The following is a 23,853-nucleotide window of genomic DNA, read 5'->3' as shown; positions in this document are numbered from 1 at the left end:
ATGCAGGACCGATGCAAGATCAGTTCAAGATCCGCCGTTCGAAATCTGTCTTTCTGTGGGGTGACTCGGCATGAACCTGGAGCTCAGCGAGGAGCAGAGCGCCGTACGGCAGCTCGCGCGGGACTTCGTGGAGCGCGAGATCACCCCGCACGTCGTCGCCTGGGACCGCGCCGAGGAGGTGGACCGGTCGATCGTGAAGAAGCTCGGCGAGGTCGGCTTCCTCGGTCTCACCGTCGACGAGGAGTACGGCGGCAGCGGCGGCGACCACCTCGCGTACTGCCTGGTCACGGAGGAACTGGGCCGCGGCGACAGCTCCGTGCGCGGCATCGTGTCCGTCTCCCTGGGGCTGGTGGCCAAGACTGTCGCGGCCTGGGGTGACGAGGAGCAGAAGCGGCGCTGGCTGCCTGGCCTCACCTCCGGCGAGTACGTCGGCTGCTTCGGCCTCACCGAGCCGGGCACGGGGTCGGACGCGGGGAACCTCTCCACCCGGGCGGTCCGCGAGGGCGACGACTACGTCGTCAACGGCACGAAGATGTTCATCACCAACGGCACCTGGGCCGACGTCGTGCTGCTCTTCGCCCGTTCCACGGACGCCCCCGGCCACAAGGGCGTCTCCGCCTTCCTCGTGCCCACCGACACGCCCGGGCTGACCCGCCGCGCCATCCACGGCAAGCTCGGGCTGCGCGGCCAGGCCACCGCCGAGCTGGTGCTTCAGGACGTCCGCGTTCCCGCCTCCGCCATGCTGGCCCCCGAGGGCAAGGGCTTCTCGGTCGCCATGTCGGCCCTCGCCAAGGGGCGGATGTCGGTCGCGGCCGGCTGTGTCGGCATAGCCCAGGCCGCCCTGGACGCGGCCGTGCAGTACGCGGGCGAGCGCGAGCAGTTCGGCAGGACCATCGCCCACCACCAGCTGGTGCAGGAGCTGCTCAGCGACATCGCCCTCGACGTGGACGCGGCCCGGCTGCTGACCTGGCGGGTCGCCGACCTGATCGACCGCGGGCAGCCCTTCACCGTCGAGTCCTCCAAGGCCAAGCTGTTCGCCTCGGAGGCCGCGGTCCGCGCCGCGAACAACGCCCTGCAGGTCTTCGGCGGCTACGGCTACATCGACGAGTACCCGGCCGGCAAGCTGCTGCGCGACGCCCGCGTGATGACCCTCTACGAGGGCACCAGCCAGATCCAGAAGCTGGTCATCGGGCGTGCGCTGACCGGGGTTTCGGCCTTCTGATCCCTGCTGGAACCGGAACCGGAACCGGAAGTCGTCTGAGTACGAGCACTGAGTACGCCGGCGGATGTGGCGGGGGCCACATCCGCCGATCCTTGTCCCCATGAGTGACACACCGGTCAAGCAGCAGAGCACGGCGGCCTTCTACGGGCAGGCCGTGGCCTCGTTCGCGGTGGCGATGATCGCCACCGCCGTCGGCATCTACAACCTCCAGGCCGACGCCTGGGTGCGTGCCTTCCTCGCGGTCGCCGTCCTGTACCTGGTCACCTCGGCCTTCACGCTGGCCAAGATCATCCGTGACCGTCAGGAGGTCGGGCAGCTCGTGAGCCGCGTCGACCAGGCCCGGCTGGACAAGCTCCTCTCCGAGCACGACCCTTTCGAGAAACTGGGCTGACGTGCCGCGGACGCCGCCCCTAAGCGCCCGCTCAGCTTCGGCGGTATGGTGGTGCTCCTGTCACCGAGAGGGGCGAACAAGCGATGAGTACGGCGGCCGAGACGACGGGCGGCGACACCGAGCCGTGGGAAGAGGTCACCCCGGACGCGGCCCGGCGGCTCCTGGTCGCCGCCGTGGAGGCCTTCGCCGAACGCGGCTACCACGCGACCACGACCCGCGACATCGCCGGGCGGGCCGGCATGAGCCCGGCCGCGCTCTACATCCACTACAAGACCAAGGAAGACCTGCTCCACCGCATCAGCCGGATCGGCCACGACCGCGCGGTCGCCATCCTGCGGACGGCGGCCCGGAGTGAGGGCAGCGCCACCGAGCGGCTCGCCGACGCCGTGAGCTCCTTCGTACGGTGGCACGCCGGACGGCGCACGACCGCGCGGGTGGTGCAGTACGAGCTGGACGCGCTCGGCCCCGGGGCACGCGACGAGATCCTCGCGCTGCGCCGACAGTGCGACGCCGAGGTGCGCGGCATCATCGACGACGGTGTGGCGTCGGGCGAGTTCGACGTGCCGGACGTGAAGGGCACGACGCTGGCCGTGCTGTCGCTCTGCATCGACGTGGCCCGCTGGTTCAACGTGAACGGCCCCCGGACGCCCGACGAGGTCGGCGCGCTCTACGCCGACCTCGTCCTGCGGATGGTGGGAGCCGAAGCGTCCGGCGCCACTCAGAGGTAGTAGCGGGAGACCGACTCGGCCACGCACACCGGCTTGTCGCCGCCCTCGCGCTCCACGGTGAAGGCGACGGCCACCTGAACGCCTCCCTTGACGTCCTCGACGCCCGTGATCGCCGCCGTCGCGCGCAACCGCGAGCCGACCGGGACGGGGGAGGGGAAGCGGACCTTGTTGGTGCCGTAGTTGACGCCCATCTTCGCGCCCTCGACCCTGATCAGCTGCGGTCCGAAGAGCGGGAGCAGCGACAGCGTCAGATAGCCGTGCGCGATGGTGGTGCCGAACGGGCCCGAGGCGGCCTTCTCCGGGTCCACGTGGATCCACTGGTGGTCGCCGGTCGCCTCCGCGAACAGGTCGATCCGCTTCTGGTCGACGTCCAGCCAGTCGGTGTACCCCAGCTGCTCGCCCACCGCCGCCTTCACCTCGTCGGCGGATGTGAAGATCCTCGGCTCTGCCATGTCCCTGGCCTCTCTGCTCGCTCGACCTGTCCGTCCCACCCTAAGCGACTGCTTAGCATGGTCGCCCGCGAAGCCCGTGTCAACGGACCGGACGGGTCCACCGGAGTGACGGGTCGGTAGGGTTCGAGGAGTGCCTCAGATTCCCGAGAAGATTCACGAGCTCACGGTCGGCCAGCTCGCCGCGCGCAGCGGCGCGGCGGTCTCAGCCCTGCACTTCTACGAGTCCAAGGGCCTGATCACCAGCCGCCGCACTTCGGGCAACCAGCGCCGCTTCAGCCGTGACGCGCTGCGCCGGGTCGCGTTCGTGCGCGCCGCGCAGCGCGTCGGCATCCCGCTCGCCACGATCCGCCAGGCACTCGCCGAGCTGCCCGAGGGGCGCACGCCCACCGAGGACGACTGGGCAAGGCTCTCCGAGTCCTGGCGCTCCGAACTGGACGAGCGCATCAAGCAGCTGAACCGGCTGCGCGACCACCTCACCGACTGCATCGGCTGCGGCTGCCTGTCCCTGGACACCTGCGTCCTGTCCAACCCCGACGACGTCTTCGGTGAACGCCTCACCGGCTCCCGCCTGCTGGTGGAGCGCCGCGACTCCACAGCCCGTCGCGAGCGCGTGAGTCGCGCGCGCCGGCCGGAGCCGGGGCCGGAGTCGCAGTGCTGCGACTGACGGTCCGGTGATCCGGCCCGAGAACTGACCCCGGGCAACCGGCCCCGCCCCGGGCAACCGGCCCCGCCCCGGGCAACCGGCCCCGGCCCAGGACAGCCGGCCCGGGTCCGGAATACGGCCCCGCGTCACATGCCGCCCCGCTGCGCCGCCGCCCGCTCCGTCGGGCGGCGGCGACCGCCTGTCAAGCGACAGCGTCGGTCCGTCGGCCGGCGGCGACACCCTCGGTCGCTGGGCCGGCGATCGTGTCGGGCGACAGTGGCACCGTTGCCGTCGGTGCCGCCACGGGCTCCGTTCACACACGCCTGCACCATTCCCCCATGGTGCAGCGCGCCAGTGACAACACCCGTCGGCCGGCTACGCCGACATCAGCAGCCGTTCGCGCCGGGCGTCCGCCAGCGCGTCGGGGGTGAGGACGGGCCGCGGGACGAGGATTCCGCAGTCCGTGCAGACGGGACCGGCCGAGGGCTCGTGGTCCAGATCGTACTTCCAGACGAGGCGCTCCCCGTCGCACACCGGGCACGCGGTCCCCGGCTCGCGCTCCAGCGCGGAGATCAGGCCGCGCAGCACCTCCGCCAGTGGCCCGTCGGGATGGACCCGGGGGTCGTCGCACCAGGCGACACCGAAACCGCCCCAGGTCAGCCGGTGCCAGTCGTCCACGCTGCCCGGCCTGCGCAGTCCGTCGTGCTTCTCCTTCCTGCGTCGCTCGGCGAACCCGACCTCGTAGGCCAGCCACACCGAACGTGCCGCCTCCAGCTCCTCCAGTGCGGCCACGAGCCGCACCGGGTCGGGGGAGCGGTCCTCGGAACCGAACCCGGCCCGGGAACACAGATGGTCCCAGGTCGCCCTGTGCCCGTAAGGGGCGAACCGCTCAAGGCACTTGCGCAGCGAATAGCGCCGTAGCGCCAGGTCGCACCGTGGATCGCGGACCTGTCTCGCCAGACTCCGGAAACCGGCCATCGCCCTGCACCTCCGTCACACCTGCACCTGCACTTCGGTCACTTCGGCGTCGTCGTACGGACGTCGCCGAATAGACGTATCGACACGCGATTCGGCTCCATCCGATTTCCGATGCCCCTCATAAGCCGATCCACCGCTCAAAAAGTGACGCGTGTTCATCTTCCAACTCGGGGATACCGGCAGTAACGTCCGGCCCACCCCAGTCGGAGGAGCTGCCATGCCACGGCGCACCCCACGCAACGCCCTTGACAGACTGAGAACTCCCCGCGGCTTCCACGGGTTCCTGAAGGGCGCGTCCATATGCGCCCTCGTCGCCGGCCTTTTGTCGCCGCTTTCCCCCGCGATGGCTGGGACAACGGGCCTGACCTCGGAGGGAACCGCGGAAGCGGCCACCGAAAGGATCACGGAAAAGATTTCCGGCAAGATCCCCGGCAAGACCCCCGGCAAGATCCCCGCAGCGGTGGCGAACGACCATTGCGGCGGCCAGTGTTCCGACATCCTGCCGCCCGGCCAGAACGGCAACGCCACCCTCGCCCAGATCCTTCTCAACCAGGCCTTCGGCACCCAGCCCGCCCACGCCGAGGACCAGCTGGGTCCCTACGCCGAACTCGCCACCGGCTATTCGGGCCTTACCAACGACAAGATCAACAATTTCTTCAACGACGCCTCCTTCGGCGTCCCCGAAGGCCAGGTCGCCTCCACCCTCCGCCCCGCCGGCCGCGACGACGTGACCATCGTCCGGGACAGGAAGACCGGTGTGCCGCACATCACCGGCACCACCCGCTACGGCACCGAGTTCGGCGCCGGTTACGCGGCGGCCCAGGACCGGCTGTGGCTCATGGACCTCTTCCGGCACGTCGGACGAGGCCAGTTGACGCCCTTCGCCGGCGGCGACCCCGCCAACCAGGGACTGGAGCAGCAGTTCTGGCGCACCGCCCCGTACACCGAGGCCGACCTCGAGGCCCAGCTCGAGAGCACCGCCGCCAAGGCCGGTGAGCGCGGCGAGCTGGCACTGGCCGACGTGGACGCCTACGTCGCCGGCATCAACGCCTACATAGACGCCTCCGACAAGGGCCGCTACTTCCCGGGCGAGTACGTCCTGACCGACCACAAGAACGCCATCACCAACGCCGGCACCATCGAGCACTTCAAGCGCACCGACCTGATCGCGCTGGCCTCCGTCATCGGCGCGCTCTTCGGCGCGGGCGGCGGCGGCGAGGTCGCCAACGCGCTCTCACTGCTCGCCGCCCAGGAGAGGTACGGCGTGGCCGGGGGCACCGAGGTCTGGGAGTCCTTCCGCCAGCGCAACGACCCCGAGGCGGTCCTCACCCAGCACACAGGCAGCTTCCCGTACCTGCCCAAACCGGACGACCCGCAGGGTGCCGCCATCCCCGACGCCGGCTCGGTCCGGGCGGAACCGTTGGTGTACGACCGCACGGGCGGCGCGGCCGGTCCGAGCGCGACCGGCGCCTCCGCCACGGCGGCGGACGCGGCCGTCACCTCGGCCCGGCGCGGCATGTCCAACGCCCTGGTCGTCAGCGGCGAGCACACCGCGAGCGGCCACCCGGTCGCCGTCTTCGGCCCGCAGACCGGCTACTTCGCGCCCCAGCTCCTCATGCTCCAGGAGATCCAGGGTCCGGGCATCAGCGCCCGTGGCGCCTCCTTCGCGGGCCTGAGCATGTACGTCGAACTCGGCCGCGGCCAGGACTACGCGTGGAGCGCGACCACCTCCGGCCAGGACATCATCGACAGCTACGCCATCGAGCTCTGCCAGGACGACCACCACTACCTCCACCGCGGCACCTGCACGCCGATGGAGAAGATCGAGCGGAAGAACGCCTGGAAGCCGACCGTCGCCGACTCCACCGAGGCCGGCTCCTACACGATGCGGGTCTGGCGCACGAAGTACGGCCCGGTCGAGTACCGCGCCACGGTCGACGGAAAGAAGGTCGCCTACACCAGTCTGCGCTCCTCGTACATGCACGAGGCCGACTCGATCATCGGCTTCCAGATGCTGAACGACCCGGATTACCTGGACAGCCCCGAGCGCTTCCGGAGCGCCGTGCAGAACATCAACTACACCTTCAACTGGTTCTACGCCGACTCCGAGCACACCGCGTACTACAACAGCGGAGACAACCCGGTGCGGGCGGACGGGGTCGACGCCGACTTCCCGGTCTGGGCGCGTCAGGCGTACGAGTGGCAGGACTGGGACCCGGACGCCAACACGGCCCGCTACACGCCGGCCTCGGCCCACCCCCAGTCGGTCGACCAGGACTACTACGTCTCCTGGAACAACAAACAGGCCGAGGACCACACCTCGGCCCCCTGGGGCAACGGCTCCGTCCACCGCGGCAACCTGCTCGACGACCGTGTCGGGAAGCTGGTCGCCGACGGCGGTGTCACCCGGGCCGAGCTGGTGCGGGCGATGGCCGAGGCCGGCCTCGCCGACCTGCGGGCCACGGACGTCCTGCCCGACCTGCTGAAGGTGATCGACTCAGCGCCGGTGACCGACCCCGCGGCCAGGACGGCCGTGGACCGGCTGAAGGCGTGGCGTGCGGCGGGCGCCCTGCGCACGGAGACCTCGGCCGGCTCGAAGGAGTACGCCCACGCCGACGCGATCCGCACCCTGGACGCCTGGTGGCCACTGCTGGTGAAGGCCGAGTTCGAACCCGGCCTCGGCAGCGACCTGTACACCGCCTTCACCCGCAACCTCCCCGTCGACGAGTCCCCGTCCGGCGCCCACGGCCCGACCGGCGCACACGCCGGAAGCGCCTTCCAGTACGGCTGGTGGAGCTATGTCGACAAGGACATCCGGTCCGTGCTCGGTGAGGCCGTCGAAGGGCCGCTGGCCCGCGAGTACTGCGGCGACGGCGACCTCGCCGCCTGCCGGGACACCCTGGTCTCCACCCTGAAGGAGGCGGCGGCCCGGACGCCCGCCCAGGTCTATCCCGGCGACGACAGCTGCTCGGCGGGCGACCAGTGGTGCGCCGACTCGGTGATCCACCGCACCCTCGGTGGCATCAAGCACGGCGGCATCGGCTGGCAGAACCGGCCGACCTACCAGCAGGTCGTGGAGTTCACGTCACACCGGTGACCGGCCGGCCTCACGGTCACCGGTAGAGGAGGTACTGGCGGCGCGTCCTGCGGAACGCCGCCAGTTCCCTCTCCCAGCCGCCCACCACCTCGTCGGTGTCCGCGCCCGCGTCGATCATCGTGCGCACCCGCGTGGAGCCGGTGAGCTTGTCGATCCAGTTGTCCGAGCGCCAGGCGAAGCCGTCCCAGGTCCGCTTCGCGGTCACCAGGAGGGCGATGCCGGTGCGCACCGGGTCGAAGGCGGCCCGGTCGTGCACATGGAGCTGTACGCCCCCGACGGTCTTCCCCTGGAACTTGGAGAAGGTGGGCGCGAAGTACGCCTCCCTGAAGCGCACGCCGGGCAGGTCGAGTCCGTTCGCGGCGGCGGCCCAGCGCCCGTCGACGCCCTCCGCTCCGAGCAGTTCGAAGGGGCGGGTGGTGCCGCGCCCCTCCGACAGGTTGGTGCCCTCGAACAGACACGTGCCCGAGTAGACGAGGGCGCACTCCGGTGTCGGCATGTTCGGGCTCGGCGGCACCCAGGGCAGCCCGGAGGCGTCGAAGAACTCCGAGCGCTTCCAGCCCGACATGGTCACGGTCTCCAGCGGCACCGGCGCCGTCAGGAACTCGCCGTTGAACAGCCGCGCCAGCTCGGCGACCGTCATGCCGTGTGCCTGCGCGATCGGCTGCCGGCCGACGAAGGTCGCGAACTCCTTGTGCAGGACGGGGCCGAGGGCCGCCCGCCCGGTCACCGGGTTCGGCCGGTCCAGGACCACGAACCGTTTGCCCGCGAGCCGGGCCGCCTCCATGCAGTCGAACAGCGTCCAGATGTACGTGTAGAAGCGCGCGCCGACGTCCTGGATGTCGAAGACGACGGTGTCCACGCCGGAGGCCGTGAAGATGTCGGCGAGCGGCTGCCCGCTCTTCAGGTAGGTGTCGTAGACCGGCAGCCCGGTGGCGGGGTCGTCGTAGCGGCCCTCGGAGCCGCCCGCCTGCGCGGTGCCGCGGAAGCCGTGTTCGGGGCCGAAGACGGCGGTCAGGTCCACACGGTCGTCGGCGTGCATGACGTCGACGATGTGGCGCACGTCCCGGGTGATGCCGGTCGGGTTGGTGACGACGCCGACCTTCTGTCCGCCGAGGAGGGCGTAGCCGTCGTCGGCGAGGTTCTCGAAGCCGGTGCGCGGCCGGCGGCCGCCGTGGCCCCCGGGCGCAGCCTGCGCCGTGCCGGTCGTGGCGGCGGCGGTGGTGGCGGCCGTCACCGCGGCCGTCGTGGCGAGCAGGGACCGTCTGGACAGCGTCATGCGGTGACCTCCGTGATCGCGGCGGGTGTCATGCGCACGCACGCTAACCCGCGCCCCCTGCCGCACGGAACGAGTCGAACCGCGTTTCACCTCTTCCGTCGCACATACCGACTGGTTAGTCTGGCGCTGCAACGGGGAGTGAGCAGCGCCCGAGCCGTGTGTCGAAGGAGACCGATGGTGGAAGCCGTGCACAATGCCGGAGTCGTCGTCACCGGGGCGGGAGGCGGCATCGGAGCCGCGCTGGCCCGCCGCTTCGCGGCCGATGGCGCCCGGGTCGTCGTCAACGACCTGGACGCCGGCCGGGCCGGGGCCGTCGCCGACGAGATCGGTGGCATCGCGGTCCCGGGCGACGCCTCCGCGATCATCACCGAGGCCCGCGACGCGCTGGGCGGCACGGTCGACGTGTACTGCGCCAACGCGGGCGTCGCCTCCGGGGGCACGGAGGCGGCCGACGAGAACGTCTGGGCGCTCGCCTGGGACGTCAACGTCATGGCACACGTACGCGCGGCACACGAGCTGATCCCCGACTGGCTGGAGCGCGGCAGCGGCCGCTTCGTCTCCACCGTCTCGGCAGCCGGACTGCTCACCATGATCGGCGCCGCGCCCTACAGCGTTACCAAGCACGGTGCGTACGCCTTCGCCGAGTGGCTGTCCCTCACCTACCGCCACCGCGGGATCAAGGTCCACGCCATCTGCCCGCAGGGCGTGCGCACCGACATGCTCACCGCGAGCGGCAGCGCGGGTGAACTGGTGCTCCGGCCCACCGCGATCGAGCCGGAGGACGTCGCGGACGCGCTCTTCAAGGGCATCGACGAGGACCGCTTCCTGATCCTGCCGCACCCCGAGGTCGCCGAGTACTACCAGGCCCGCGCCGTCGAGCCGGACCGATGGCTGCACGGCATGAACCGGCTCCAGCGGCAGTGGGAGGAGGCGACGGCCCGGTGACCGGCTCCCGCTACGCGGCCAAACCCTGGCTGGACCTGCTGACCGACGCCCAGAAGGCCCCGCTCGACTCGGACCCCTCCCTGGTGCACGCCCTGCGCCGGGCCGCCGCCGAGGCCCCCGACCGCGCCTTCCTCGCCTACTTCGACGGCCGCCTCACCTACCGCGAGGTGGACGAGCTGAGCGACTCCGTCGCCGGTCACCTCGCCGCGCGCGGCCTGGAGCGCGGCGAGCGGGTCGCGGTCCTGTTGCAGAACTCCCCGCACTTCGTGCTCGCCGTCCTCGGCGCCTGGAAGGCGGGCGCGGTCGTCGTCCCCGTCAACCCCATGTACAAGTCGGGGGAGGTCGGCCACGTCCTCGGGGACGGCGAGGTGGCCGCGCTGATCTGCTCCGACCGGGCCTGGGAGTCGTACCTGCGCGAGACGGCGGCCCACTCACCGGTGCGGATCGTGCTCACGGGGTGCGAGCTGGACTTCCAGACCCGCCAGGACGCGCGCGTACTGAACTTCGAGCGGCCGCCCGCGGCCACCGACGCCGACGACCTCGCGGAAGCGGCCCGCGCCGGACACGAGGCCCCGGCCGGCCGTGACCCCGAGCCCGGCGACACCGCGCTCATCAGCTACACCTCGGGCACCAGCGGCACACCCAAGGGCGCCACCAACACGCACCGCAACATCATGTACAACGCCGAGCGGCAGCGCACCGGACTCGGCCTGCCCGACGCGCCGGTCTACTTCGCGCTGGCGCCGCTGTTCCACATCACCGGCATGGTCTGCGAGCTCGGCGCCTGCCTGAACAGCGTGGGCACGCTCGTCCTGGCGTACCGCTTCGAGACGGGCGTCGTGCTCGACGCCTTCGCCGAGCACCGGCCGCACTACACCGTAGGCCCGTCCACCGCCTTCATGGCGCTGGCCGCCCACCCGTCCGTCACCCGCGAGCACTTCGCCTCCTTCGCGAACATCTCCTCCGGCGGCGCCCCGCTGCCGCCCGCCCTGGTGGAGAAGTTCCGCGCGGGCTTCGGGCCGTACATCCGCAACGGCTACGGACTCACCGAGTGCACCGCCCCCTGCGCGTCCGTCCCGCCGCACCTGGAGGCGCCCGTCGACCCGGTCTCCGGGACCATCGCCGTCGGCGTGCCCGGCCCGGAGAGCGTCGTCCGCATCGTCGACGAGCAGGGCGCGGAGGTGCCCTTCGGGGAACAGGGCGAGATCCTCGTCGGCGGCCCGCAGGTCGTCCCCGGCTACTGGCGGCGCCCCGACGCCACCGCCGAGACCTTCCCCGGCGGCGAACTGCGCACCGGCGACATCGGCTTCATGGACGCCCAGGGGTGGCTCTACGTCGTCGACCGCAAGAAGGACATGATCAACGCCTCCGGGTTCAAGGTCTGGCCGCGCGAGGTCGAGGACGTCCTCCACACCCACCCGGCGGTGCGCGAGGCCGCCGTCGTCGGCGTGCCCGACGGGTACCGCGGAGAGACCGTCAAGGCGTACATCAGCCTCCGTCCGGGTGCCGTGACGGACCCGGACGCACTTGCCGCGTACTGCGAGGAGAGACTGGCCGCGTACAAGTACCCGCGCCAGGTGGAGATCCTGCCCGACCTGCCGAAGACGGCGAGTGGGAAGATCCTCCGTCGGGAACTGCGTTCCCGTACGCACCAGGACGGACAGTGAACGGACACTGAAAACGGAAAGGCAGGTGACGGCAGTGCCCAGGACCACGGACGGGGACGGCACTCCGGTGCCGCAGCGGCTCCTGGCCGCCGCCACCCGGCTCTTCGCGGAGCAGGGCTACGACCGCACCTCGGTACAGGAGATCGTGGAGGCGGCCGGCGTCACCAAGGGAGCGCTGTACCACTACTTCGGCTCCAAGGACGACCTCCTCCACGAGGTCTACGCGCGCGTGCTGCGCCTCCAGCAGGAACGCCTGGACGCCTTCGCGGACTCCGACGAGCCGGTCGGGAAGCGGGTGCGGGACGCGGCGGCCGACGTCGTCGTCACCACCATCGACAACCTCGACGACGCGTCGATCTTCTTCCGCTCCATGCACCAGCTGAGCCCGGACAAGAACAAGCAGGTGCGCGCGGAGCGCCGACGCTACCACGAACGCTTCCGGGCGCTCATCGAGGAGGGCCAGCAGGCCGGCGTCTTCACCAAGGAGACACCGGCCGACCTGGTGGTGGACTACCACTTCGGCTCCATCCACCACCTGTCCACCTGGTACCGCCCCGACGGCCCACTCAGTCCGCAGGAGGTCGCCGACCACCTGGCCGACCTGCTGCTGCGCGCACTGCGACCGTGAGGGGGCGCCCCCCCCCGGCCCGGGGGGCGCCTCTTCGAGCACAGGAACTTCATGGGTTCGACGTACTTCTTGGGCCAGACGTACTCCGTGGGCTAGAGGTACTTCTTGATCTCCCGGCGTGCCAGCGAGCGCTGGTGGACCTCGTCCGGGCCGTCGGCGATCATCAGGGTCCGAGCACCCGCGTAGAGCTCGGCCAGCGGGAAGTCCTGGCTCACGCCGCCCGCGCCGTGCAGCTGGATCGCCCGGTCGATGATGCCGACCACCGCGCGGGGCGTGGCGATCTTGATCGCCTGGATCTCGGTGTGGGCGCCCCGGTTGCCGACGGTGTCCATCAGCCAGGCGGTCTTGAGTACGAGGAGCCGCAGCTGCTCGACGGTGACCCGGGCGTCCGCGATCCAGTTGTGGACCACGCCCTGCTGGGCCAGCGACTTCCCGAACGCGTCGCGGGACACCGCCCGCCGGCACATCAGCTCGATCGCCCTCTCGGCCATGCCGATCAGCCGCATGCAGTGGTGGATGCGGCCCGGACCGAGGCGGGCCTGGGCGATGGCGAAGCCGCCGCCCTCCTCGCCGATCAGGTTCGACACCGGCACGCGTGCGTGGTCGAAGGTCACCTCGGCGTGACCGCCGTGGTAGTGGTCCTCGTAGCCGAAGACCCGCATGGCCCGGTCGACGGTGACGCCCGGCGTGTCGCGGGGGACCAGCACCATGGACTGCTGGCGGCGGATGTCCTCGCCGTCCGGGTCGGTCTTGCCCATCACGATGAAGATCCGGCAGTCCGGGTTCATCGCCCCCGAGATGTACCACTTGCGGCCGGTGATGACGTACTCGTCGCCGTCGCGCTCGATCCGCGTGGTGATGTTCGTGGCGTCCGAGGAGGCCACGTCCGGCTCGGTCATCGCGAACGCCGAGCGGATCTCACCGGCGAGCAGCGGCTGGAGCCACTGCTTCTTCTGCGCCTCGTCGGCGAACTGGGCCAGCACCTCCATGTTCCCGGTGTCGGGCGCCGCGCAGTTCGTCGCGGTGGGCGCCAGCTGCGGGCTGCGGCCGGTGATCTCGGCGAGCGGCGCGTACTGGAGGTTGGTGAGGCCGGCACCGTGCTCGGCGTCGGGCAGGAAGAGGTTCCACAGGCCCTGGCGGCGGGCCTCGGCCTTCAGGTCCTCCACGACCTGCGGGGTGTCCCAGGGGGAGGCGAGACGGGCGCGCTGCTCGTGGGCGGTCTGCTCGGCCGCGTAGACGTGGTCGTCCATGAAGGCGAGCAGCCTGGCGCGGAGTTCCTCGGTGCGTGCGTCGAACGCGAAGTCCATTGCGGATCAGCCTTCCTGGAGGGTGGTCAGGCCGTGCTCGATGAAGACGGGGACGAGATCGCCGATGCGGTCGAAGCCGCGGCCGACCGTCCGGCCCAGCGTGTAGCGGTAGTGGATGCCCTCCAGGATCACGGCGAGCTTGAACCAGGCGAACGCCGTGTACCAGGCGACGGCGGACACGTCGCGCCCCGAGCGTGCGGCGTAGCGCTCGATCAGTTCGGCGGGGGTGGGGTGGCCGGGGGCCTGCGCCGTGGTGGAGACGGGCGAGTCGGGCATGCCGAGCGGGCTGCTGTACATCACCAGCAGGCCCAGGTCGGTGAGCGGGTCGCCGAGGGTGGACATCTCCCAGTCGAGGACGGCCCCGATCTCGTCGTGTTCGCCGCCGATCAGGACGTTGTCGAGGCGGTAGTCGCCGTGCACGACGGTCGGGGCGGGGGAGCGGGGCAGCTCCCGGCCGAGCGTGGCGTGCAGCTCGTCGATGCCGGCCAGGTCGCGGTTGCGGGAGGCGTCCAGCTGCTTGGCCCAGCGTCGCAGTTGCCGGTCCAGGAAGCCCTCGGGACGCCCGAAATCCGCGAGGCCCACCTCGGCGGGGTCCACCGCGTGCAGTTCGACGAGCGTGTCGACCAGGTTCAGTACGGCCGCCCGGGTGCGCTCGGGGCCGAGCGGGGCGAGCTGTTCGGCGGTGCGGTACGGGGTGCCCTCGACGAACTCCATGACGTAGAAGGGCGAGCCGATGACCTCCTCGTCCTCGCAGAGCAGAACGGGACGCGGTACCGGTACGTTCGTCGGGTGCAGGGCGCTGATGACGCGGTGCTCGCGCTTCATGTCGTGCGCGGTGGCCAGGACATGGCCGAGCGGGGGGCGTCGTACGACCCAGCGGGCGCCACCGTCCGAGACCGCGTAGGTGAGGTTCGACCGTCCGCCCTCGATCAGCCGGCCGGACAGCGGGCCGGTCACCAGGCCGGGCCGCTCGCGGTCGAGCAGGCCGCGCAACCGGTCGAGATCGAGTCCGGGCGGGTGGTCGGGGCTCATCATCGCTCCTACGGGCAGGTGAACAGTACCCGAGTCATGATGCCGACCAGTCGGTATGCCGTCCAGTAGGGGGACGGAACGTGATCCGTGCCACGGAGATCCCCGCCACCGCAGACTGACAGCTCCCGGCGTGGGAGCGCGGGGAGCTGTCGCGGGGGCGCGTGGAGGTGTGGGGGAGGCGCGGGGGTGTGGGGTGCGCGGGTGGTGGGGCGCGGGTCAGTGGTCGTCCCAGTGGCCGTCGTGCGGGGCGTGTCGGTGGCCGTCGTGGAGGTAGTCGACGTGGTCACCGTGGCGTACGCGAGCGTGCCCGCAGCCCTCGCCGTGGCGGTGGTCGTGGCTCTCGTGCGGGGTGTGCCCGGCGGGCTCGCACTCGTCCCAGTGGCCGCCGTGCTCGCGGTGCAGGTGGCCGTCGTGCGCGTAGTCGACGTGGTCGCCGTGGGGTACCTCGGCATGGCCGCACTGCGGACCGTGGGCGTGGTCGTGAGCGGTGTGTTCCTGGTGAGGAGTGGTCATGACACTCACCTTAACGGTGCATATCCGGACATTCAGCTTGTGTGGTGTCCGGGTACCCCGGAGGCGCGGAGCCATGAAGGCGATCAGTCGCACCCGGTGGTCCGGCGCGTCCTAGAGGACGAGGAACGCGCCGCACACCGCCAGCGCCACCGTGCACAGGGCTGCCGCCGTCGCGTACGGCGGGGTCAGGGCGTGGGGTCTGTTCGCCGAGGCAAGGGTACGGATGCGGTCGTGGGCGATGGCCAGGAAGGCCAGCCAGAGGGCGCAGCACAGGGCGGTGCCGACGACCGTGGCGGGGGTGGCGCCGCTGTGCAGCGCGGTCTTCCCGGCGAGTACGGCGACGACGGTGCCGGAGAGGGTCGTGCGGCGCCAGGCGAGCCGGGTGCGCTCGGGCTGGAGCCCGGGGTCGCGGTCGGGGCCGGACGGGCCGGCGCCCGCGTCTGCGCCCGAGTCGGCGTCGGCGCCCACGCTCAGCCCTCCCATCCGACGAGGACCACGACCACCATCGCCACGGCGACCACGGCGACGACCAGGCCGAGCAGGGCCGGGAAACGGGAGACGGGGAGGTCCTCGCCGCGGCGCATGGCCCGCTCGCAGCGGACCCAGTGGTTCACGGCGCGCAGTGAGCACAGGACGCCGGCCGCGAGCAGTGCGAGCGCGAGGCCCACCCGCCAGCCCCAGCGCAGGTCGGGCAGGAACTGGTCCACCGCGAACCCGCCGCCGATCAGGGCGAGGGCGGTGCGCAACCAGGCCAGGAAGGTGCGTTCGTTCGCCAGTGAGAACCGGTAGTCGGGGGTGTCGCCCTCGCGCCGGATCTCCTCGGGTGCGAACCAGAGCCGGGCGTTCCGCACGAATTCGATCACCCGGGGACCCTATCGGGCGGGGGCGGATGCCTGCGACGGCCCAGGTGGGGCCGGGGGTGCGATGCCTGCGACGGCCCAGGTGGGGCCGGGGTGCGATGCCTGCGACGGCTCACGTGGGACCGGGGGTGCGTCCCGTGACCCCGGTGGAAGACGTCACCTCCGCCAAGCCCGCAGCAGCGCGTACGCCGCCAACCCGTCCGGCACCCACTCCCACTCCCCGAGCCGCCGTTCCAGCTCCACCTCCGTGAGGAAACCGTGCCACGCCACCTCCTCCGCCTGCGGCGTCACCGGCCCCTCGCAGCGGACTTCGTAGACCGCCGACCACCAGGTCCGTCCGGCGCCGTCGTCGTACAGGAACTTGAAGAGGTACTCCGGGCGCGGCAGCCCCGCCACCCCCAGTTCCTCCTCCGCCTCCCGCAGCGCGGCGTCGTCGTAGGACTCGCCCGTGCCCACCACCCCGCCGACGAACATGTCGTGCAGGGAGGGAAACACCAGCTTCGTCGCCGTGCGGCGGTGGACGAAGACGCGTCCCAGGGCGTCCCGGGCCCACACGAACACGCACCGGTGACGCAGCCCCCGGGCGTACACGTCGCCCCGCCGGGCCTGCCCGGTGACGCGGTCGTTCTCGTCGACGATGTCGAGGATCTCGTCAGCAGCGCTCATCCGCCCATCCAAGCAGCGGCCGCCCGCTCGGCGCCGCCGCAAGCCGTGCGTGTGCCCGCCCGCACAGCGGCCGCGCTCAGCGCCGTTGCGGGTCCCGCGCGTGCCGGCCCGCAACAGCGGCTGCCCGCTCAGCGCCGTTGCAGGTCGTGCGCACGCCCGCTCGCACCCGTCCCCTGCGGCATCGCCGGATGCAGGCCCAGTAGGACGATGCCCGTCACCACCGCGGCGAGCCCGCCCGCCTCCCACGCCAGCGCCCCGGCGTCGGCCCGCAGCCGGTCGCCGAGGAAACCGACCCCGCAGGCGATGCCCGCGAGCGGCTGGGTCGCCGTCAGGGCGGGCAGCGACCTGCGCAACGGTGCCGTCTCGAAGGCGCTCTGGACCAGGATCAGGCCGGTGACGCCGAGCACCACGACCGCGTACGGCTGCCAGCCGGTCAGCAGTTCCGCCGGGCCGCCCGCCAGGAAGCGCCGGCCGCTGACCCGGGTCAGCGCGTCCTGCACTCCGTACGCCAGTCCGGCGGCCACGGCCAGCAGCGTCGGTCCCCAGGTCAGACGGCAACGCCCGGCGCCCGCCGTGAGCAGGACGGACAGGCCCAGCATTCCCCCGACGATCAGCCAGTGCCGTACCGGGTCGGTCACCGTGCTGCCGCCCCGCGGCTCGCCCGCCACGAGGAACGCGGTGACCCCGCCCGCGAGCAGCACGAGACCGGCCCAGCCCTGGCGACCCAGCCGCTGCCGGGTCTGCACGCGGGAGAGTGCCAGGGCGAAGAGGAGATTCGTGGCCAGCAGGGGCTCCACGAGAGTGAGCTCGCCGCCGCCCAGAGCGAGCGCGCCCAGCACCATGCCGACCACCATCAGCCCCATGCCGGCCAGCCAGCGAGGCACCCGCACGAGGTCCAGCAGGAGGCGGGGGGAGAGGAAGTCGCCCAGCGGAGCGTGCTGGGCCGCGTTCTGCTGGAGGGCGAAACCGAAGCCCAGGCAGCATGCGGCGCTCACGGCGAGAACCAGAACCAGAACCGACACGCTGCGTACCTCGATCGTCAGTCGGGTCACGGGTGCGTAGGGGCCGACTCTAGTAGCGGCGGGTGGGGCCCGCCGGGCGAGCGTCGCATCCGGGTGGTGGGGCAGGGGCAAGGCACGGCGGCGTCTGACAAGTTCCCTTGTTGCCAGGCGAGTTGACGCCCGTAACGGGTCTCCGGGCATTGACGGAAAGCGTTGGCTGCCGGTTTGCTGTGCGTGATCAGTTCATGGCAGGCCGGCTACGACGACCAGCGCGTCGCGTGAGGAAGTTCCCGCGGTGTCCCCACCTCCGCCTCCCCTCGGCCGCGCGCGCAAACGTGCGGCCCAGGCCTTCGACGACGCCCTTGACGACGCCGAACTCGTCGCAGCGCGACTCGCGCTGGCACAGGGGCGGTGGCAGTCCACCCGCTCCCTGCTGGTCCACACGGGTGACGACTGGGACCGCCGGGGGCACCGGGTGACGGTCCTCGCCAACGAGCCCTACTGCGCCGCCTGGGCTCGCGAGTGGCTGCTCGCCGAGCCCGATTCCGCCGACGCGTCCGTACTGCTCGCCCTCGCCCTGGTCCACCGGCCCCTGCGCGGCAAGGAGAAGCCCGCCCCGGTCCGGGAGATGTGCCGGAAGGCCGCCGGGCTCGCGCCGGACGATCCGACGCCCTGGCTCGGGCTCCTCCTGCTGGAGCGTTCGCTGGGGACCGACGAGGAGGTCGTCCGGGTCTTCGACCAGGTGCGTGGGCGGCACGCCGACCACCACCACGCCCATCAGCTGATGGTGGCCCGGCTCGCCGAGCGCGGCGGCGACGGCGGTCCCGACCCGTCGCACGAGGTGTACGACTTCGCCAACTGGGCCGCCGACCAGGCTCCCGCCGACTCCCCGCTGGCCATCCTCCCGGTCGTCGCGCACGCCGAGCGCTACCGTGTCCTGGCCGCCGCCGGGCACGAGTCCGCCGACCCGAACACCTCCGGCCACTGGTCGGGCCGCCGCGCCCGGCTGGTGATGAAGGCGGCCTTCGACTGGTGGCTGGAGTGGGAGCAGGACGGCCATCCCCGCCGGCTGATCGACCTCAACTTCCTCGCCCACGCGAAGTCCTGCGAGGGCCGCGGCGCCGAGGCCGCCGCCCTGTTCCACCGCATCGGCGAGCACGCCACGCCCGCCCCGTGGTCGTACCCGGACCGCGCCCCGTACCCCGCCTTCCGTGCCGCCCGCGCGAGCGCGCTCGGCGCGCCCTGACACCCGATCGACTCACTCGTCCTACTCGGCCCGCTCGATCCGCTCGATCCAATCGTCCTACTCGATGCACTCGTCCTACTCGACTCACCGGACAAGCACGGCAGACCCGACGACCGCGACGCACAGGAAAGAAGGACGTCCTCCGATGACCACGGGCAGTTCGCGCACGAGCGGACCCAAGAGCGACGGCGGCATCAGCACCTTCAAGGGGCAGGAGCGGGCGCTGCGCACCGACCGGCTGGGCACGGGGGGCCTGCTCCTGTCCGTCCTCGCCGCCACCGCCCCCCTCATGGTGGTCGCCGGGGTCATGCCCACCACCTTCGCGGTGATGGGCATCGTCGGGCAGCCGCTGCTCTTCGTGCTGCTGGGCGTGGTACTGATCCTCTTCAGCGTCGGGTACGCCGAGATGAGCCGGCACGTCCACAACGCGGGCGCCTTCTACGCGTACATCTCCCGCGGGCTCGGAGGCACCGCCGGCGCGAGTGCCGCCATGGTCGCCCTGGTCGCCTACAACGCCCTCCAGGTCGGCATCTACGGCATCTTCGGCTTCGAGGTCTCCGGGCTCCTCGCCACCTACGCCGACCTGGAGGTCGCCTGGTGGATACCGGCGCTGCTGGCCGTGCTCGCGGTCGGCACGCTGGGCCGGCTGAAGATCGACGTCAACGCGCGCGTGCTGGGCGTGCTGCTGCTCATCGAGGTCGTGCTGGTCGTCGTGTTCGACATCGCCGCCGTCACCGACCCGGGCGCGCAGGGACTGTCGCTGCACGCCTTCAACCCGGACACCCTGACGGGGGCGGGCGTCGGGACCGCGCTGTGCTTCTGCATCGCCGCCTTCCTCGGCTTCGAGCAGGCGCCCGTGTACGCCGAGGAGACCAGCCGGCCGCACGTACTCGTGCCGCGTGTCATGTTCCTCGCGGTGGGCGGGGTCGCGGTCTTCTTCGCGTTCAGCAGCTGGGCGCTGACCGTCGCCACCGGACCCGACGAGATCGTGGGGACCGCGCGGGAGCAGAGCGCCGGGCTGCTGTTCTTCCTCACCGAGGCGCGGCTCGGCGGCGCCTTCACCGACGTCCTGCACGTCCTGTTCGTGACCGGCATGTTCGCCGCCCTGCTCAGCTTCCACAACGTCGTCGCCCGGTACGCCTTCGCCATGGGGCGCGAGGGACTGCTGCCCGCCGCTTTCGGACGCACCAGCGGCTCCAGCGGCGCGCCCGGCACCGGCTCGCTGCTCCAGACCGCAGTGTCCGCACTCGTGGTCGTCGGCTTCGCGATCGCCGACGACAAGCCGAACGGTGACCCGACCCAGCCCGTCCTGCACCTGTTCACCTGGGGCGGCAACATCGGTGCCCTCGGCGTGATCGTGCTGATGGCCGCCGCCTCGTTCTCCGTCGTCGTCTTCTTCGTACGGCGCGGCGCCGCCGGCGCCCAGGGCGTGCGGCTGGCCGCCTCCACCGTCGCGGGCATCGCCCTGCTGGTGATCGCCGGTTACACGGTCAAGGACTTCGACGTCCTCGTCGGCGCCGGTCCCGACTCCTCGCTGAGCTGGGTACTGCCCGGCATCATCGGCCTCGCCGCGATCGCCGGCCTGGTGCAGGGCCTGCTCCTGCGTTCCCGCGCACCCGAGCGGCACGCCCGTATTGGCCAGGGCAACGAGGCGTTCCAGCTGGACAAGGAGGCGTCCTCCTGAATCCCACTGCGACGGCGAGCCGCGGACGGCCGTGTGACCCGGGAGCCGTAGGGTCCCCGGGGCACACAGGCGTCGTGCGGCTAAATGACGAGTGAGAGGAGCAGGACCAGAGCCCCCGCGACCACGGAGATGATCGTCTCCATGACGGACCAGGTCTTGATGGTCTGCCCGACGTTCAGTCCGAAGTACTCCTTCACCAGCCAGAAACCGGCGTCGTTGACATGGCTGAAGAAGAGCGAGCCCGCGCCGATGGCCAGGACCAGCAGGGCCGCGTGCGTCGTCGACATGTCGGCCGCCAGCGGCGCGACCAGACCGGCCGCCGAGACGGTCGCCACGGTCGCCGAACCGGTCGCCAGCCGGATCGCCACCGCGATCAGCCAGGCCAGCAGCAGCGCCGGGATCGACCAGTCCTCGGAGATCTGCAGGATCATCTCGCCCACGCCGGAGTCGATCAGCGTCTGCTTGAAGCCGCCGCCCGCGCCGACGATCAGCAGGATGCCCGCGATGGGCGCGAGTCCCGTCTCGACCAGGCCGGAGAGGCGGTCCTTGCCGAACCCGGCCGGACGCAGCAGCGTGAAGATGCCGACGATCACGGAGGCGAGCAGGGCGATCAGCGGGTTGCCGATCACGTCGAAGGTGCGCTGAACCACGTTCTCCGGGTCGTCGACGATGATGTCGACGAGCGCCTTGGCCAGCATGAGCACGACCGGCAGCAGGATCGTGGCCAGGGTGGCGCCGAAGCCGGGGCGCTTCTCCAGGTCCTCGGAGGCGCGCTGCGGGATCATGCGGTCGGGGGCCGGGACGTCCACCCAGCGGGCCGCGTACTTCGAGAACAGCGGACCGGCGATGATCACCGTCGGGACGGCGATCAGGACACCCAGCGCGAGCGTCACGCCGAGGTTGGCGCCGACCGCGTCGATCGCGACCAGCGGGCCGGGGTGCGGCGGGACCAGACCGTGCATCACGGACAGACCGGCCAGCGCCGGGATGCCGATGCGCATCAGGGAGTAGTTGCCGCGCTTGGCGACCATCAGGACGACCGGGATCAGCAGGACGATGCCGACCTCGAAGAACAGCGGCAGTCCGATGACGGAGGCGATCAGCACCATCGTCCACGGCATCGACCGCGGGGTCGCCCTGGCGAGGATGGTGTCCACGATCTGGTCGGCGCCGCCGGAGTCGGCGAGCATCTTGCCGAGGATCGCGCCGAGCGCGATCAGGACGCCGACACCCGCGACGGTGGAGCCGAGTCCGCTGGTGAAGCTGGTGATGACCTTGTCCAGCGGCGCCCCGGCGAACGCGCCGAGCGCCAGCGACCCGATGGTCAGCGACAGGAAGGCATGCAGCTTGAACTTGGTGATGAGCAGGACGATGACGGCGATGCCCAGGAGCACGGCGATGCCCAGCTGGGCATGGCCGGCCGAGGTGATCGGCTCGACGGTGTCCGCTGCCAGCACCTCGACGCTGAGTCTGGTCACGGTGGATCCCTTGCGGTAATGGGGGGTTGGGGGGAGGACGGGGCCGTGTCCGCGGGTGGCGGCACGACCCCGGGGGAGGGTGTGGGGGAAAGGCCGGTGGCTACTGCGCCGGCTCTGGGAGATCCCTCAGGGCGTTCGCCGCCCGTTCGGCGATCTCCTCCGGGGCGCCGGCGACGTCCACCGCGACTCCCGCCTCGTCCGGCTCCAGCGGCTGGAGCGTGGCGAACTGGGAGTCGAGCAGGGCCGTCGGCATGAAGTGCCCCTGCCGGTGCGACATCCGGTCCTCGATCAGCTCGCGGCTGCCCGTGAGATGCACGAAGACGACACCGGGAGCGGCGGCCCTCAGCCGGTCACGGTACGACCGCTTCAGCGCCGAACTGCTCACCACCCCGCCGAGCCCCGCCCGCCCGTGCGCCCAGCCGCCGATGGCGTCCAGCCAGGGCCCGCGGTCCTCGTCGGTGAGCGGGGTACCGGCCGTCATCTTGGCGATGTTGGCCGGCGGATGGAAGTCGTCGCCCTCGGCGTAGGGAACGCCGAGCCGGGCCGCGAGCAGGGGACCGATGGTGGTCTTCCCCGTGCCCGCTACGCCCATGACCACGACGACGTGGGGGGTGTGCAGTCGCTGCATCGCACTCTCGCTGTCTGCTGTCTTCGTCGACACGTGATGTCGACGTAACTGAAACCCATTAGGTACGACGAATTCAAGAGTCTGTGACATATAAGTCTGACTTTTTGTTCCCGTGACGCGCCCCGTACGCTGAGTGCATGAGCACACCGGGTCGAGGGCTGCACGGCCGCGTACTGGACACCCTCGGCCCCGCGATCACGGCGGGCGAGTACCCCGCGGGCAGCGTTCTGCGCACGGACGAGCTGGCACAGCGTTTCGAGGTGTCACGCTCCGTGATGCGAGAGGCGGTCCGGGTGCTGGAGTCCATGCACCTGGTCGAGTCGCGCCGCCGCGTGGGCGTGACCGTCCTGCCCGAGTGCGAGTGGAACGTCTACGACCCGCAGGTCATCCGCTGGCGCCTGGCCGGCGCCGAACGCCCGCGGCAGCTGCGCTCCCTGACCGTGCTGCGGTCGGCCGTCGAACCGGTGGCGGCGGGCCTGGCGGCACGGCTCGCCACGCCGGAGCAGTGCGCCGAACTGACCGAGTGCGCGCTCGGCATGGTCGCCAACTCGAGCGGCCACCAGCTGGAGCAGTACCTCTTCCACGACGTGGCCTTCCACCGCGTCGTCCTGACCGCCTCCGGCAACGAGATGTTCGCCCGCCTCGGCGGCGTCGTCGCCGAGGTCCTGGCCGGCCGCACCCACCACGACGTGATGTTCGAGGACCCCGACCCGGCCGCAGTCACCCTGCACGTCCAGGTCGCCGAGGCGGTCCGCGCGCGGGACGCCGAGCGCGCCGAGCGGCTCACCAGGGAGATCACGGTCGGGGCGCTGCAGGAGCTGGACATCCTGGCGCCGTAGCGCGCGGACGGGGTCTGGGCGGGAGGCTACGAGAGGAACTCCCCGTCGACGTACACCCACGCCCCGCCGACCCGCTCGAACCGGCTCCGCTCGTGCAGCGAGCCGCCGCGGTAGGACGCCCGGAAGGTCACGGTCCCGGCAGGGTGGAAGGCGGTCCCGTCGGTCGTGTCCAGGATCTCCAGACCGGTCCACCGCATCCCGGGATCGAGGTCGAGGCGCTCGGGGCGCGTCCTGGGATGCCACGTCCGCAGCAGATAACCCGCGTCCAGACGCCCGAAGGCGGTGTAGCGCGAGCGCATGAGGGCCTCGGCGGTCGGCGCGGAGGCTTCCCCCGCGTGGAAACGGCCGCAGCACCTCTCGTACGGGTCGTGCAGTCCACAGAGGCAGGAAGGGGTGGTCATGGGAGCTATTGTGCCCGCTCCAATTCCCTTCCGAAAAAGCCGAAGACCCCTGCTCAGCAGGGGTCTTCACTGGTGTCCGAGGGGGGACTTGAACCCCCACGCCCGATAAAGGGCACTAGCACCTCAAGCTAGCGCGTCTGCCATTCCGCCACCCGGACAAGGTGTCTGTCG

The 23,853-nt window shown here is 71.3% G+C and carries 24 protein-coding genes and 1 tRNA gene; 11 read left to right on the top strand and 14 right to left on the bottom strand.

Translation table 11 applies throughout. The features are described 5' to 3' along the window. Positions 1-70: 70 nt before the first annotated feature. From ABEA26_RS26035 to ABEA26_RS26025, 3 genes are all read left to right on the top strand, one after another. Positions 71-1,222: an acyl-CoA dehydrogenase family protein gene (locus ABEA26_RS26035; protein ID WP_345595778.1), complete on the top strand. Its 1,152-nt coding sequence runs from the start codon at positions 71-73 to the stop codon at positions 1,220-1,222. 100 nt (positions 1,223-1,322) lie between these two features. Then, positions 1,323-1,613: a YiaA/YiaB family inner membrane protein gene (locus ABEA26_RS26030; protein ID WP_279563477.1), complete on the top strand. Its 291-nt coding sequence runs from the start codon at positions 1,323-1,325 to the stop codon at positions 1,611-1,613. 83 nt (positions 1,614-1,696) lie between these two features. Next, the gene (locus tag ABEA26_RS26025; protein ID WP_345595777.1) at positions 1,697-2,341 is read left to right on the top strand and encodes a TetR-type transcription factor C-terminal domain-containing protein; all 645 of its coding nucleotides are present in this window, start codon (positions 1,697-1,699) and stop codon (positions 2,339-2,341) included. Here the strand turns inward: ABEA26_RS26025 and ABEA26_RS26020 are convergent. Beyond that, positions 2,332-2,793 carry a MaoC family dehydratase gene (locus ABEA26_RS26020; RefSeq protein WP_345595776.1) on the bottom strand — a complete coding sequence of 154 codons (462 nt, stop codon included), beginning with the start codon at positions 2,791-2,793 and terminating at the stop codon, positions 2,332-2,334. The two genes, ABEA26_RS26025 and ABEA26_RS26020, sit on opposite strands and share 10 nt — an antisense overlap. A 130-nt stretch (positions 2,794-2,923) precedes the next feature. Between ABEA26_RS26020 and soxR the strand changes: the two genes are divergently transcribed. Continuing rightward, the gene (gene soxR / locus ABEA26_RS26015; RefSeq protein WP_345595775.1) at positions 2,924-3,457 is read left to right on the top strand and encodes a redox-sensitive transcriptional activator SoxR; all 534 of its coding nucleotides are present in this window, start codon (positions 2,924-2,926) and stop codon (positions 3,455-3,457) included. A 354-nt stretch (positions 3,458-3,811) separates the two neighbouring features. Here soxR and ABEA26_RS26010 read toward each other — a convergent pair whose 3' ends face one another. Beyond that, complete coding sequence (locus ABEA26_RS26010) at positions 3,812-4,414, bottom strand: hypothetical protein (protein WP_345595774.1); 603 nt, start codon at positions 4,412-4,414, stop codon at positions 3,812-3,814. A gap of 217 nt (positions 4,415-4,631) precedes the next feature. Here ABEA26_RS26010 and ABEA26_RS26005 point away from each other — a divergent pair, with 217 nt between their 5' ends. Further along, positions 4,632-7,511: a penicillin acylase family protein gene (locus ABEA26_RS26005; protein WP_345595773.1), complete on the top strand. Its 2,880-nt coding sequence runs from the start codon at positions 4,632-4,634 to the stop codon at positions 7,509-7,511. Between the two features lie 16 nt (positions 7,512-7,527). Here ABEA26_RS26005 and ABEA26_RS26000 read toward each other — a convergent pair whose 3' ends face one another. Beyond that, complete coding sequence (locus ABEA26_RS26000) at positions 7,528-8,787, bottom strand: exo-beta-N-acetylmuramidase NamZ family protein (RefSeq protein WP_345595772.1); 1,260 nt, start codon at positions 8,785-8,787, stop codon at positions 7,528-7,530. 174 nt (positions 8,788-8,961) lie between these two features. On the opposite strand from ABEA26_RS26000, the gene ABEA26_RS25995 reads away from it, so the two are divergent. Genes ABEA26_RS25995 through ABEA26_RS25985 form a run of 3 tightly spaced genes read left to right on the top strand, consistent with a single transcriptional unit; the run spans position 8,962 to position 12,027 of the window. Beyond that, positions 8,962-9,732, top strand: coding sequence for an SDR family oxidoreductase (locus ABEA26_RS25995; protein WP_345595771.1), 771 nt, complete (start codon positions 8,962-8,964; stop codon positions 9,730-9,732). Next, a complete protein-coding gene (locus ABEA26_RS25990; protein WP_345595770.1) occupies positions 9,729-11,399 on the top strand; it encodes a class I adenylate-forming enzyme family protein in 1,671 nt (556 codons plus the stop codon). The genes ABEA26_RS25995 and ABEA26_RS25990 overlap by 4 nt, the downstream gene beginning before the upstream one ends. A gap of 34 nt (positions 11,400-11,433) precedes the next feature. Then, complete coding sequence (locus ABEA26_RS25985) at positions 11,434-12,027, top strand: TetR/AcrR family transcriptional regulator (protein WP_345595769.1); 594 nt, start codon at positions 11,434-11,436, stop codon at positions 12,025-12,027. Between the two features lie 92 nt (positions 12,028-12,119). Here the strand turns inward: ABEA26_RS25985 and ABEA26_RS25980 are convergent, their stop codons facing one another. The 7 genes from ABEA26_RS25980 to ABEA26_RS25950 form a co-directional block, all read right to left on the bottom strand. After that, positions 12,120-13,334 carry an acyl-CoA dehydrogenase family protein gene (locus ABEA26_RS25980; protein ID WP_345595768.1) on the bottom strand — a complete coding sequence of 405 codons (1,215 nt, stop codon included), beginning with the start codon at positions 13,332-13,334 and terminating at the stop codon, positions 12,120-12,122. Positions 13,335-13,340: 6 nt separating this feature from the next. Further along, entirely contained in the window at positions 13,341-14,366 is a 1,026-nt protein-coding gene (locus tag ABEA26_RS25975) for a phosphotransferase family protein (protein WP_345595767.1), read from the bottom strand. Positions 14,367-14,582: 216 nt separating this feature from the next. Further along, complete coding sequence (locus tag ABEA26_RS25970; RefSeq protein ID WP_345595766.1) at positions 14,583-14,879, bottom strand: hypothetical protein; 297 nt, start codon at positions 14,877-14,879, stop codon at positions 14,583-14,585. 111 nt (positions 14,880-14,990) lie between these two features. After that, positions 14,991-15,362 (bottom strand): DUF202 domain-containing protein, encoded by a 372-nt coding sequence (locus ABEA26_RS25965; RefSeq protein WP_425587901.1) that lies wholly within the window; start codon positions 15,360-15,362, stop codon positions 14,991-14,993. Beyond that, positions 15,350-15,742: a YidH family protein gene (locus ABEA26_RS25960; RefSeq protein ID WP_345595764.1), complete on the bottom strand. Its 393-nt coding sequence runs from the start codon at positions 15,740-15,742 to the stop codon at positions 15,350-15,352. The genes ABEA26_RS25965 and ABEA26_RS25960 overlap by 13 nt, the downstream gene beginning before the upstream one ends. Before the next feature lie 153 nt (positions 15,743-15,895). After that, positions 15,896-16,405: an NUDIX hydrolase gene (locus ABEA26_RS25955; RefSeq protein WP_345595763.1), complete on the bottom strand. Its 510-nt coding sequence runs from the start codon at positions 16,403-16,405 to the stop codon at positions 15,896-15,898. Between the two features lie 128 nt (positions 16,406-16,533). Further along, positions 16,534-17,427, bottom strand: coding sequence for a DMT family transporter (locus tag ABEA26_RS25950; protein WP_345595779.1), 894 nt, complete (start codon positions 17,425-17,427; stop codon positions 16,534-16,536). Between the two features lie 274 nt (positions 17,428-17,701). Between ABEA26_RS25950 and ABEA26_RS25945 the strand changes: the two genes are divergently transcribed. Next, positions 17,702-18,652, top strand: coding sequence for a tetratricopeptide repeat protein (locus tag ABEA26_RS25945; RefSeq protein WP_345595762.1), 951 nt, complete (start codon positions 17,702-17,704; stop codon positions 18,650-18,652). 145 nt (positions 18,653-18,797) lie between these two features. Beyond that, positions 18,798-20,336: an APC family permease gene (locus ABEA26_RS25940; RefSeq protein WP_345595761.1), complete on the top strand. Its 1,539-nt coding sequence runs from the start codon at positions 18,798-18,800 to the stop codon at positions 20,334-20,336. 80 nt (positions 20,337-20,416) lie between these two features. Here the strand turns inward: ABEA26_RS25940 and ABEA26_RS25935 are convergent, their stop codons facing one another. Beyond that, positions 20,417-21,814, bottom strand: coding sequence for a GntP family permease (locus ABEA26_RS25935; protein ID WP_345595760.1), 1,398 nt, complete (start codon positions 21,812-21,814; stop codon positions 20,417-20,419). Between the two features lie 100 nt (positions 21,815-21,914). Continuing rightward, entirely contained in the window at positions 21,915-22,442 is a 528-nt protein-coding gene (locus ABEA26_RS25930; RefSeq protein WP_345595759.1) for a gluconokinase, read from the bottom strand. A 137-nt stretch (positions 22,443-22,579) separates the two neighbouring features. On the opposite strand from ABEA26_RS25930, the gene ABEA26_RS25925 reads away from it, so the two are divergent. Then, positions 22,580-23,281, top strand: a complete 702-nt coding sequence (locus ABEA26_RS25925; RefSeq protein WP_345595758.1) for a FadR/GntR family transcriptional regulator — start codon at positions 22,580-22,582, stop codon at positions 23,279-23,281. Between the two features lie 26 nt (positions 23,282-23,307). Here the strand turns inward: ABEA26_RS25925 and ABEA26_RS25920 are convergent, their stop codons facing one another. Together ABEA26_RS25920 and ABEA26_RS25915 are read right to left on the bottom strand one after the other, a co-directional pair. Then, a complete protein-coding gene (locus tag ABEA26_RS25920; RefSeq protein ID WP_345595757.1) occupies positions 23,308-23,682 on the bottom strand; it encodes a YchJ family protein in 375 nt (124 codons plus the stop codon). 70 nt (positions 23,683-23,752) lie between these two features. After that, positions 23,753-23,840 (bottom strand) — tRNA-Leu (locus ABEA26_RS25915). Between the last annotated feature and the right edge of the window lie 13 nt (positions 23,841-23,853).

Origin of the sequence: Streptomyces marokkonensis, from assembly GCF_039539045.1 — a bacterium.
GTDB lineage: Bacteria > Actinomycetota > Actinomycetes > Streptomycetales > Streptomycetaceae > Streptomyces > Streptomyces marokkonensis.
Note: the sequence above shows the minus strand (reverse complement) of the source record. Positions and strands in the feature narration are given on the sequence as shown.